An 11,101-nucleotide genomic window follows, 5' to 3' on the forward strand; every position below is an offset into this window, starting at 1 on the left:
GTGGGAGATCACCGTCTGGGAGCGCAACGCCCGCGACGACACCTTCGGCTTCGGCGTCGTCCTCTCCGACGAGACGCTCGGCGGAATCGAACACGCCGACCCCGTCGTCTACCGCGCGCTCGCGGACGAATTCGTGCGCTGGGACGACATCGACGTCGTCCACCGCGGCGCCGTCCAGCGCTCCGGCGGCCACGGCTTCGCCGCCCTCGGCCGCCGCCGGCTCCTGGAGATCCTGCACGAGCGGTGCGCCGCGCTCGGCGTCGGCCTCCGCTTCCGGACCGAGGCACCGCCCGCCGCCGCGCTGGCCCGCTCGTACGACCTGGTCATCGCGGCCGACGGGGTGCACAGCAGCACCCGCGACGCCCACCGCGACGCCTTCCGGCCGCGCGTCACCGAGCACCGCTGCCGCTACATCTGGCTCGCCGCCGACTTCGCCTTCGACGCCTTCCGCTTCGAGACCGCCGAGACCGAACACGGCATCGTCCAGCTGCACGGCTACCCCTACGCCTCTTCCCGCCAGGACGGCTCCGGGGCCTCCACGGTCATCGTCGAGATGCGCGAAGAGGTCTGGCGCGCCGCGGGCCTGGACCGCTGCGACGAGCAGGGCTCCATCGACCACTGCGGCAAGCTCTTCGCCGACGCGCTCGGCGGGCGGCCGCTGCGCGGCAACAACTCCAGCTGGACCGCCTTCCGCACGGTCGTCAACGAGCACTGGTCGCACGGCAACACCGTCCTGATCGGCGACGCCGCGCACACCGCCCACTTCTCCATCGGCTCCGGCACCAAGCTCGCCGTCGAGGATGCCCTCGCGCTCGCCGCCTGCCTCACCGAGCGGCCCACGGTCGCCGAGGCGCTCGCCGCGTACGAGGAGGAGCGCCGCCCCGTCGTGCAGTCCACCCAGCGCGCGGCCCGCGCCAGCCTCGAATGGTTCGAGGACCTCGCGGTCTACGCGGGCCAGCCGCCGCGGCAGTTCGCGTTCAACCTCCTCACCCGCAGCCGCCGCGTCACCCACGACAATCTGCGGCTGCGCGACGCGGAGTTCGTCGGCTCCGTCGAGCGCGAGGCGGCGGTGCCGGCCGGCACGCCGCCCATGTTCACGCCGCTGACGCTGCGCGGGCTGACCCTGCGCAACCGCGTCGTCGTCTCGCCGATGGACATGTACAGCGCCGTGGACGGCACACCCGGCGATTTCCACCTCGTCCACCTCGGCGCGCGCGCCCTCGGCGGCGCGGGCCTGGTCATGACCGAGATGATCTGCGTCAGTGAGCGGGGCCGCATCACCCCCGGCTGCGCCGGCCTGTACGCGCCCGAGCACGAGCGGGCCTGGCGGCGCGTCACCGACTTCGTGCACGCGAGCGCGCCCGGCACCGCCATCGGCGCCCAGATAGGCCACTCCGGCCGCAAGGGCTCCACCCGCCTCATGTGGGACGGCATCGACCAACCCCTGCCGGACGGCAACTGGCCGCTGGACGCCCCCTCGCCGCTGCCGTACCGCCCCGGCGTCAACCAGACCCCGCACACGCTCGACGACGCCGGACTCGCGGCCGTACGCGAGCAGTTCGTACGGTCCGCGGAGGCCGCCGAGCGCGCCGGGTTCGACCTCCTGGAACTCCACTGCGCGCACGGCTATCTGCTCTCCTCCTTCCTCTCCCCGCTCACCAACCGGCGCACCGACGCCTACGGCGGCGACCTCGCGGCCCGGCTGCGCTACCCCCTCGAAGTGTTCGACGCCGTACGGGCCGTGTGGCCCGCGGAGAAGCCGATGACGGTCCGTATCTCCGCGACCGACTGGGCCGAGGGCGGCACTACCAGGGACGACGCCATCGAGATCGCCCGCGCCTTCGCGGCCCACGGCGCCGACGCCATCGACGTCTCCACCGGCCAGGTGGTTTCGGACGAGGCCCCGGACTTCGGACGCTCGTACCAGACGCCGTACGCCGACCGGATACGCAACACGCTCGGCGTGCCCGTCATCGCGGTGGGCGCCATCTCCTCCTGGGACGACGTCAATTCGCTCATCCTGGCGGGTCGCGCCGACCTCTGCGCGCTGGCCCGCCCGCACCTCTACGACCCGCAGTGGACCCTGCACGCCGCCGCCGACCAGTCCTATACGGGCCCCGGCGCGCCCTGGCCGATGCCGTACCGGGCGGGCAGCCGCACGCCCCCGACGGGCCGCACGGACGGTCCCAAACCCCGGCTGACCTTGGGTACGTGATGGAGCGTCAAGGATGCTGCCGCGCCGCACTCCTGCTGACCCTGACCATGTGGCGGTGCGTCAGGAAGGCCATCGGGCTCCCGCCGACCCCGCGCACATGACGACGCGTCACATCAGTTGCTGCGCCGCGTACACCGCGCCCGGGTCCCGCAGCTTGCGGTGCAGCGCGCCGAACACCTCCGCCGCCCGCGCGCCCGGCCAGTCCGGCGGCAGCAGCGCGGGCGGCAGCCCCGGATCGGCGTAGGGGAGCCGCCGCCAGGTGTCGAGCGCCAGCAGATAGTCCCGGTAGGCGTCGGCGGGCGGTACGACCCGGCGGCGCGCCCAGCGGCCCAGCACCGGCTCGTGCGCGTCGAGAAACGCCTGGTGCCGCTTGGCGAGCCCGGCCAGGTCCCACCACCGCGCCACCGCGTGCGCCGTCGGCTCGAACCCGGCGTGCTCGCCCTGGAAGAGATCCACGTAGCCGTCGAGCCCCAGCCGCTCCAGGGTGTGCCGCGTCTCGTCGTGGACGTGCGCCGGAGCGATCCACACGCCCGGCGCCGCCGTGCCGAACCCCAGCCGGGCCAGCCGCGACCGCAGCAGATGCCGCTTGCTGCGCTCCTCCTCCGGCACCGAGAAGACCGCGAGCAGCCAGCCGTCGCCGCACCGCGCCGAGGGCCGCGTGTAGATGCGCCGGTCACCGTCGTCGAGCAGTTGCCGGGCGTCGGGGGAGAGCGCGTACCCGGCCGCGCCGCCCGCCGTACGGTCCGCGACCAGCAGCCCGCGCCGCTTCAGCCGGGAGACGGCCGAGCGTACCGAGGGCGGGTCCACGCCCACGGCGCCCAGCAGCCGGATGAGGGCGGCGACCGGCACCGGGCCGGCGGGGGAGTCGGCGTCCCCGCGCCCGTACGCGCCGTAGAACGTGACGATGAGGGAGCGGGGAGCGTGCTGGTCGGTCACGGGGGAAACTGTAAAGCGCCGCCGCGCAGCCGGAAGCGCTGGAGCTTGCCGGTCGGCGTGCGGGGGAGCGCGTCGACGAACACGATCTCGCGCGGACACTTGTAGGGCGCGATCTCCTTCTTGGTGAACTCGCGGAGCGCGGCGACGGTCTCAGCGGTGCCCGCGAGGCCCTGCCGCAGCACCACATGGGCGACGACGATCTCCCCGCGCTCCGCGTCCGGCCGCCCCACCACCGCCACCTCGGCCACATCGGGGTGCTGTGCCAGCGCGTCCTCGACCTCGGGGCCCGCGATGTTGTACCCGGCCGAGATGATCATCTCGTCGGCGCGCGCCACATAGCGGAAGTAGCCGTCGGGCTCGCGGACGTAGGTGTCGCCCGTCAGATTCCAGCCGTCCTGTACGTACCCGCGCTGCCGGTCGTCCGCCAGATAGCGGCAGCCCGTGGGCCCGCGCACCGCGAGCAGCCCCGGCGAGCCGTCCGCCGCCGGCTGCCCGTCCGGGCCGACCACCCGCGCCTCGAACCCGGGCACCGCGACGCCCGTCGTGCCCGGCCGCACGGCCTCGTCGGCGGCCGAGATGAAGATGTGCAGCATCTCGGTCGCGCCGATGCCGTTGATGATGCGCAGGCCGGTGGCCTCGTGCCAGTCGCGCCACAGGGCGGCCGGCAGGTTTTCCCCGGCGGACACGCACCGGCGCAGCGACGACGTGTCGTACGAGCCGAGCTTGCCGAGCATCGCGCGGTACGCGGTGGGGGCGGTGAACAGCACCGAGACGCGGTGCTCCGCTATGTGGGCGAGCAGCCGCTCGGGCCCGGCCCGGTCCGCGAGCAGCGCGCAGGCCCCGGCGCGCAGCGGGAAGACCACCAGCCCGCCGAGCCCGAAGGTGAAGCCCAGGGGCGGGCTGCCCGCGAACACGTCGGTGGGCTCGGGCCGCAGGACGTGCGCCGAGAAGGTGTCGGCGATGGCCAGCACATCGCGGTGGAAGTGCATACAGCCCTTGGGGCGGCCCGTCGTCCCCGAGGTGAAGGCGATCAGCGCCACGTCGTCGGCGGCCGTCGCCACCGCCTCGTACGACGCGGGCTTGGCCGCGGCCAGCCGCAACAGGTCGCCGGGGTCCTCGCCGCCGTACGCCGTGACGCGCAGCTCCGGTACGTCCGCCCGTACGAGGTCGTCGAGGCAGTCGGCGGCGCACAGGGCGTGCCGTATGCGGGCGATGTCGCAGATCGTCGCCAGCTCGGAGGCGCGCTGCGCGGCCAGCACCGTGACGGCCACCGCGCCCGCCTTCATCACCGCGAGCCAGCAGGCGGCCAGCCAGGGCGAGGTGGGCCCGCGCAGCAGCACCCGGTTGCCGGGGACCACCCCGAGATCGAGGGTGAGGGTGTGCGCTATCCGGTCGACGTGGCCGCGCAGCTCGTCGTACGACCAGACGCCGCCCGCCCCGTCCAGCATGGCCGGGCGCCCGGAGTCCGGGCCGAGCCGGCGCACGGTGGCGTCGAGGAGTTCGGCGCCGCAGTTGAGCCGTTCGGGGTAGTGCGGCGCGGGCGGCTCGTGGAGCAGCCGCGGCCACTCGTCGGCGGGTGGCAGGTTGTCGCGCGGAAAGGTGTCGACGTGGGCCGAAGGACTGAGCTCCATGACGCATGCGCCCCCTTGCGCCGTACTTGCGCAGAACTTGCGCCGGACTTGCGTCGGACGTTCATCGGTCTTTCGCCGGTCTTTCGCCGGACTTTCGACGAAATGGGAAGTGGGGGTCTTGCAGGCAGCGACGATCCAATGTCAGCGTAACGTCTTGGTGACGGCAGTCAACAGACCGCGATAAAGGAGGCCCCCGGTGACCACCCCCTTCGCGCTGGAGCCGCACCAGCGGCAGTGGTGCGCCGAACTGCGGGCCCTCGCCGCGGAACAGCTCCGTCCGCTTGCCTCCGAGGGCACGCCCGGCCGCGTCAACCGGCCGCTCGTCGCCGCCCTGGGCGACTTGGGACTGCTGGCCCGGGTCTTTCCGGCGGAGGGGCCCGTACGCGCCATGGACCTGTGTCTGCTGCGCGAATCGCTCGCCGCCGAGTGCACGGAGGCCGAGACCGCCCTCGCCCTCCAGGGGCTCGGCGCGTACCCTGTCGCCCTCTCCGGCACCGCCGAACAGCGGGCCCGCCTGCTGCCGGAGGTCGTCGCGGGCCGCGCCGTCGCCGCCTTCGCGCTCAGCGAGCCCGACGCGGGCTCCGACGCCGCCGCCCTGTCCCTGCGCGCCGACGCGGACGGCCCCGGCCGGTGGCGGCTGACCGGTGAGAAGTGCTGGATCTCCAACGCGCCCGAAGCCGACTTCTGCACCGTCTTCGCCCGTACGACCGCGGGCGCGGGAGCCCGCGGCGTCACCGCCTTCGCCGTACCGGCCGACCGCCCCGGCCTCACCGGCGCGCCGCTCGACATGCTCAGCCCGCACCCCATCGGGACCCTCGTCTTCGACGGCGTGCCCGTCACCGGCGACGACCTGCTGGGCGAGGCGGACGGCGGCTTCCGCGTCGCGATGCGCACGCTCAACCTCTTCCGGCCCAGCGTCGGCGCGTTCGCCGTCGGCATGGCACAGGCCGCGCTCGACGCGGCGGTGCGGCACGCGGGGGAGCGGCAGGCGTTCGGCGGCCCGCTCAAGGACCTCCAGGCGGTCTCCCACCAGCTCGCGGAGATGGCGACGCGGACGGAGGCGGCGCGGCTGCTGGTGTACGCGGCGGCGGCGACGTACGACGCTTCCGCTTCCGGTGCCGGTGCCGGGGCCGCCGGCGTCGCCAGCAGCTCGGCCATGGCCAAGCTGCTGGCCACCGAGACGGCCCAGTACGTGGTGGACGCCGCCGTCCAGCTGCACGGCGCGCGGGCGCTGCGCCGCGGCCATCTGCTGGAACACCTCTACCGGGAGGTGCGCGCGCCGCGCATCTACGAGGGGGCGAGCGAGGTGCAGCGGACGATCATCGCGAAGGAGCTGTACCGGGGGCGGGCGGGAGCCTCTGACGGCGCCGCGTCACAAGAAGGAGAGAACCGATGAGCGACGAGTCCGACACACCAGAACTGACGCGGATCAACCCGGCGGAGCTGTCCCCGCCCACCGGCTTCACGCACGCCGTGACCGCGACCGGCGGCCGGCTGGTCTTCCTGGCCGGACAGACGGCGCTCGACGGGGACGGCAAGGTCGTCGAGGGCGACCTGGTGACGCAGTTCGAACAGGCGCTGACCAATCTCCTGGCGGCGCTGCGGGCGGCGGGCGGGCGACCGGACCAGCTGGCCCGGGTCACGGTGTACGCGACGGACGTGGCCGCGTACCGCGCGCACGCGCCCGAACTCGGCCGCGTATGGCGGAGGCTGGCGGGGAGCGACTACCCGGCGATGGCGGTGATCGGGGCGGCGAGGCTCTGGGACGAGCAGGCGATGGTGGAACTGGACGGTGTGGCGGTCCTTCCATGACTGAGGGGAACCGCTCCCGGGCTCACGCCTCCTCACCCTCGGAACGGGCGGCGGCGAAGCCGCGCAGCCAGGCGGCGCGCAGGGGATCGCCGGCCGGGTAGGGGCAGTCGGCGCTGCTCTCGCCCAGCTCGTGGGCCAGCCGCCCCTCCTTGAGCGCTGTGATCAATTCGCCGCGTGCCGCCATGGACGATGCCTCCCGCTTTCGGTCTGGTGCCGTACACAAGTTTGGCGTCCCCATCGAAGATCGGGTAGACCAGGAAGGTGCTGTTTCGCCAACTCGAATATCTGGTGGCGCTGTCGCGCGAGCGGCACTTCGCCCGCGCCGCGCAGGCGTGCTACGTCTCCCAGCCCGCCCTTTCCGAGGCCGTACGGAAGCTGGAGGACGAACTCGGCGTACCCCTGGTCCGCCGGGGCCGGAAGTTCGAGAGCCTCACGCCCGAGGGCGAACGCATCGTCCTGTGGGCGCAGCGCATCCTCGCCGACCGCGACGCCCTCACCGACGAGGTCGATGCCCTGCGTACGGGCCTCAGCGGACAGCTGCGCGTCGGCTCGGTACCGACCGCGGCGACGGCCGTATCGCTGCTCACGGAACCGTTCTGCACGGAACATCCGCTGGCGAGCGTACGCGTTCTCTCCGATCTCCGATCGGAGGATATGCTCCGCAAGATCCAGGATTTCGAAATCGACGCGGGAATCACCTATCTGCGCGCGGGAATTTCGGAGAAATTCCAGGTGGTTCCGCTTTATCGCGAGCGCTATGTCCTGCTGACGGGAACGGCCATAGGCCGTCCCGGGGCCCGTGAGGCGACCTGGGCGGAGGCGGCGAGGCTGCCGCTGTGCCTGCTGGTCGGCACGATGCAGGGCCGCCGCGTGCTGGACGAGATCTTCGAGGCGGCGGGGACGCGGGCGGAGCCGGAGGTGGAGACGGACTCGGTGGCGTCCTTGTTCGCCCACGTCAGGACGGGCCGCTGGGTCGGCGTGGTGCCGTATGCGTGGCTGCACGTGTTCGGGGTGCCGCGCGGGATGCGGGTGCTGCCGCTGGTGGAGCCGGACCACACGGTGCCGATGGGGCTGGTGACGACGGTGCGGGAGCCGGGGTCGGTGATGGCGCGGGCGCTGGCGGAGCTGGCGCGCAGGACGGACGTGGCGGCGGTGCTGGAGCGCCTGCCGACGGATTCACTGACGCACTGAGTGCCACTGATAGACCGGACCTATCATGTATTCCAAAATGCCTCTTTGACGGTGTTAGGAAATGGGGCCAGGGTGGGATCAGTTCGGAATTCGGCGCACCGCCGAAGAAGCGTCCGACTGTTTCCACAGGAGTAATGATGGCGAAGATAGTCTGTGTTCTGTACCCGGACCCGGTGGACGGTTTCCCGCCGAAGTACGCTCGGGACGACATTCCGGCGGTGAACGGCTACCCCGGCGGACAGACCACGCCCACCCCCGACGCCGTGGACTTCGCCCCCGGCGAACTGCTCGGCAGCGTGTCGGGCGAACTGGGCCTCCGCAAGTTCCTGGAGGAGCGCGGCCACACGCTGGTCGTCACCTCGGACAAGGAGGGCCCGGACTCGGAGCTGGAGCGGGAACTCCCGGACGCGGACGTCGTGATCTCGCAGCCGTTCTGGCCGGCCTACCTCTCCAAGGCGCGCATCGCGAAGGCCCCCAACCTCAAGCTCGCGATCACGGCGGGCATCGGGTCGGACCATGTGGACCTCGACGCGGCCATGGAGCGCGGGATGACCGTGGCGGAGGTGACGTACAGCAACAGCATCAGCGTCGCGGAGCACGCGGTGATGCAGATCCTGGCGCTGGTCCGCAACTACCTCCCGTCGCACAAGTGGGCGGCCGAGGGCGGCTGGAACATCGCCGACTGCGTGAGCAATGCCTACGACCTGGAAGGCATGAACGTCGGCGTCATCGCCGCCGGCCGGATCGGCATCGCGGTCATGCGCCGCCTGGCGCCCTTCGACGTCAAGCTGCACTACACGGACAAGCGCAGGCTGCCGCGGGAGACCGAGGAGGAGCTGGGGCTGACGTACCACCCGGACGCGCGGTCGCTGGCGCGCGCGGTCGACGTGGTCTCCATCCACTGCCCCCTGCACCCGGAGACGGAGCGCCTCTTCGACGAGGAGCTCATCGGCAGCATGAAGCGCGGCTCGTACATCATCAACACCGCGCGCGCCCAGATCGTCGACCAGGACGCGGTGACGGCCGCCCTCAAGTCCGGCCAGCTGGCGGGCTACGCGGGCGACGTCTGGTACCCCCAGCCCCCGCCCGCCGACCACCCCTGGCGCACCGCCCCCCACAACGGCATGACCCCGCACGTCTCCGGCACCACCCTCTCCGCCCAGGCCCGCTACGCCGCGGGCACCCGCGAAATCCTGGAGGACTACCTGGCCGAGCGCCCCATCCGCGACGAATACCTCATCGTCGACGGCGGCAGCCTCGCAGGCACCGGCGCAGCCTCGTACACAGCAGGCAGCGGCACAGCCCCGGGCGTCAGCGCCTAACCCCCACTCTCACCCTCACCCCTCCCGCAGGCAGAACGGGCCGGACGGCACCCCAGCCACCCGGCCCGCTGTGCTGCGCACACCAGCGGCCGAGAATTGCTTGCCTTGACCTATTGGTGCCGCCAACTCAGGTATGTGGCGAGGTCCGGTTCTGATGACGCGTCACCCAGGGGGCGTCTTGCGGGCGCGTGCCTACGTCCACTGCGCGATGCGTCGTCAATTCCTGAAGAATTCCTGAAGATTGGGCCGGTGGAAGCTGCGCTGCGGAGGGCTCTGCCTCTTCGGGTAAATGCATCGCAAAGATCGTTCGGCTCCTGTTTCGCTATATGATCAGGCGCGGCATGCTGCGGCGAGTGCCGTTGTGCAGGGGTGCGTCCGACAGCGGATCCCGTGCTTCTTCGAGGGGAATCAAGCGTGAAGAGATCTTTACCGAGTGCGTTGCGCGTGCAGCGTCTGCGCCCTGAGGCTTTAAGTTGGAATACTGCGGGGTCTGTTTCAGACGGGTCCCGCCGGCACGAGGGAAAGTGACGTGCGAGCTCCTTTCATCTCCACGCCCATGTGGTGGGTCATCGCTGCGGCCAGCGTGGTTGTGTTCCTCGCGTTCTCCGTCACGCTCATGCCGAACCGGCGGTACAAGATTCAGGTGTCCTCTTCCCCGGTGGCCGGAGCGGCGTTTGCCGTATTGGACGGGCTCGTGAAGCGCACGGACGTGCATACATTGCTGGTGATGTACTCAAGCGTGATGCTCGTCCTCCCGCTGGCGCTGCTGGGGCATCGGCGGGAAATGAGGGAAAAGGTTCAGGATATAGCGGTCCATGGTGATCGTCGGGAGAACAGGATGTCCCGCGTGATGGTGGTGCAGCTCGTGGCGTCGTTGGCTGTGGCGGGAGGGCTTGCGGCGTGGTTCGCCACGGCGAAGCCGTGAAACGACACACCGTTCGCCCTGGTTCGACTTCGCAGGGAAGGCAGAGGATATGCAGCTTCCCTTCGTTCCGCTGAATCTTTGATGGGGCGCATCAGTCGCAGCGACAGCGATTTTTTAACATTCTTCATTCCGCTCGCGCCGAACAGGAAGTATCGGATTCGGATGCTCCTCGCGCCCCTGTCGGCCATCGCATTCTTTTTGATCGCTGCCATGGCCAAAGGGCCGGGCGCGGGGGAACTGCTTCCGATGTACTCGTTCGTGATACAGGCGTTCCCTGTCGGCACCGTGAAGCGGGCCAGCGCAGCGGGACCGGGCGACGGCGGACGCCGTCCCGAGTCAGGCCAGGGTGTGCGGCGCCCCCGGACCTGTACCGCTGCGCAGCCCCCGTCCGTTCAAAGATGCCGGTGCACGCGGGGCGTGGCGCCTTTCCCGTCGTCGCTCCTCCGGGCGAGCTGGTCTTGCAGCAGCGCGTGGCGGAACTGGTACCTGGGGCCCTCCGAGCGCAGGATGCGGTGGGCGTAGGCGTCTTTGAGGAAGCGCATGCCGAGGAGGGGGAAGCGGCCTGTCACCCAGAGTTGGACGAAGAGCAGGGTGGTCCGCCAGTGGTCCGACACGGCGACACCGCCCGCAGTCCCGAAGGGCACGGCCGCACCCACCACGACGAAGGGCAGGGTTCCGAGGCCTACGCTTACGTTCGGCTTCACGAGGTTGTTCACGCCGGCCGTCAGCCCCAGGAAGAGGCCGAAGACGGCGCCGCAGACCATGGCGAACCAGCGGTCCTGACGCCACGACGTGTGCGGGTCGGTGACCGGGTCCGTATGGGCCTTGGGGCGTGCGGAGGCGACGATGAAGGAGAGCAGAATCGCGGAGATGACCCCGGCGACCAGTCCCTGGAGAGCCGAATGCCGGTCATGCCAGTAGCTCAGACCGAGGTAGATCCCGCCCACAGCCGCGGTGCCCAGCAGCGCCCATGAGCGCAGCCCCTGCCATCGGGACAGGATGGTCCACCCCGGGGCCGCCGGTACCCGCGCCGCCGCGAGGGCGGCGGCCCCACCGACGGTCAAGGTGG

At 71.4% G+C, this 11,101-nt stretch carries 9 protein-coding genes and 1 pseudogene; 6 read left to right on the forward strand and 4 right to left on the reverse strand.

Translation table 11 applies throughout. The features are described from left to right. A partial coding sequence (locus ACFU99_RS18275; RefSeq protein ID WP_384392828.1) for a bifunctional salicylyl-CoA 5-hydroxylase/oxidoreductase occupies positions 1 to 2,215 on the forward strand: 2,215 nt, incomplete at its 5' end. Positions 2,216 to 2,323: 108 nt separating this feature from the next. On the opposite strand, the gene ACFU99_RS18280 is transcribed toward ACFU99_RS18275, so the two are convergent. Both ACFU99_RS18280 and ACFU99_RS18285 read right to left on the reverse strand, forming a co-directional pair. Further along, entirely contained in the window at positions 2,324 to 3,151 is an 828-nt protein-coding gene (locus tag ACFU99_RS18280) for a PaaX family transcriptional regulator C-terminal domain-containing protein (RefSeq protein ID WP_384392831.1), read from the reverse strand. Beyond that, positions 3,148 to 4,782 (reverse strand): AMP-binding protein, encoded by a 1,635-nt coding sequence (locus ACFU99_RS18285; protein ID WP_384392833.1) that lies wholly within the window; start codon positions 4,780 to 4,782, stop codon positions 3,148 to 3,150. The genes ACFU99_RS18280 and ACFU99_RS18285 overlap by 4 nt, the downstream gene beginning before the upstream one ends. A 196-nt stretch (positions 4,783 to 4,978) precedes the next feature. Between ACFU99_RS18285 and ACFU99_RS18290 the strand changes: the two genes are divergently transcribed. Further along, complete coding sequence (locus tag ACFU99_RS18290; RefSeq protein ID WP_384392836.1) at positions 4,979 to 6,178, forward strand: acyl-CoA dehydrogenase family protein; 1,200 nt, start codon at positions 4,979 to 4,981, stop codon at positions 6,176 to 6,178. Beyond that, entirely contained in the window at positions 6,175 to 6,594 is a 420-nt protein-coding gene (locus ACFU99_RS18295; protein WP_384392839.1) for a RidA family protein, read from the forward strand. The genes ACFU99_RS18290 and ACFU99_RS18295 overlap by 4 nt, the downstream gene beginning before the upstream one ends. Before the next feature lie 22 nt (positions 6,595 to 6,616). Here ACFU99_RS18295 and ACFU99_RS18300 read toward each other — a convergent pair whose 3' ends face one another. Next, positions 6,617 to 6,778 (reverse strand): Rmf/CrpP fold protein, encoded by a 162-nt coding sequence (locus tag ACFU99_RS18300; RefSeq protein ID WP_384392841.1) that lies wholly within the window; start codon positions 6,776 to 6,778, stop codon positions 6,617 to 6,619. 77 nt (positions 6,779 to 6,855) lie between these two features. On the opposite strand from ACFU99_RS18300, the gene ACFU99_RS18305 reads away from it, so the two are divergent. From ACFU99_RS18305 to ACFU99_RS18315, 3 genes are all read left to right on the forward strand, one after another. After that, entirely contained in the window at positions 6,856 to 7,785 is a 930-nt protein-coding gene (locus ACFU99_RS18305; protein WP_384392844.1) for a LysR family transcriptional regulator, read from the forward strand. 137 nt (positions 7,786 to 7,922) lie between these two features. Beyond that, positions 7,923 to 9,107: an NAD-dependent formate dehydrogenase gene (locus ACFU99_RS18310; RefSeq protein ID WP_384392846.1), complete on the forward strand. Its 1,185-nt coding sequence runs from the start codon at positions 7,923 to 7,925 to the stop codon at positions 9,105 to 9,107. A gap of 529 nt (positions 9,108 to 9,636) precedes the next feature. After that, positions 9,637 to 10,032 (forward strand): hypothetical protein, encoded by a 396-nt coding sequence (locus ACFU99_RS18315; protein ID WP_384392849.1) that lies wholly within the window; start codon positions 9,637 to 9,639, stop codon positions 10,030 to 10,032. A 392-nt stretch (positions 10,033 to 10,424) separates the two neighbouring features. Here ACFU99_RS18315 and ACFU99_RS18320 read toward each other — a convergent pair. After that, positions 10,425 to 11,101, reverse strand: a pseudogene (locus tag ACFU99_RS18320) (hypothetical protein); the annotation flags it as partial.

The organism is Streptomyces sp. NPDC057654 (assembly GCF_042800135.1).
Lineage (GTDB): Bacteria > Actinomycetota > Actinomycetes > Streptomycetales > Streptomycetaceae > Streptomyces.

Excerpts from the sequence above, each read along its gene's own strand:
- ACFU99_RS18285 (WP_384392833.1), bottom strand. The coding sequence starts at position 4,782 with ATGGAGCTCAGTCCTTCGGCCCACGTCGACACCTTTCCGCGCGACAAC.
- ACFU99_RS18295 (WP_384392839.1), top strand. The coding sequence starts at position 6,175 with ATGAGCGACGAGTCCGACACACCAGAACTGACGCGGATCAACCCGGCG.
- ACFU99_RS18310 (WP_384392846.1), top strand. The coding sequence starts at position 7,923 with ATGGCGAAGATAGTCTGTGTTCTGTACCCGGACCCGGTGGACGGTTTC.
- ACFU99_RS18300 (WP_384392841.1), bottom strand. The coding sequence starts at position 6,778 with ATGGCGGCACGCGGCGAATTGATCACAGCGCTCAAGGAGGGGCGGCTG.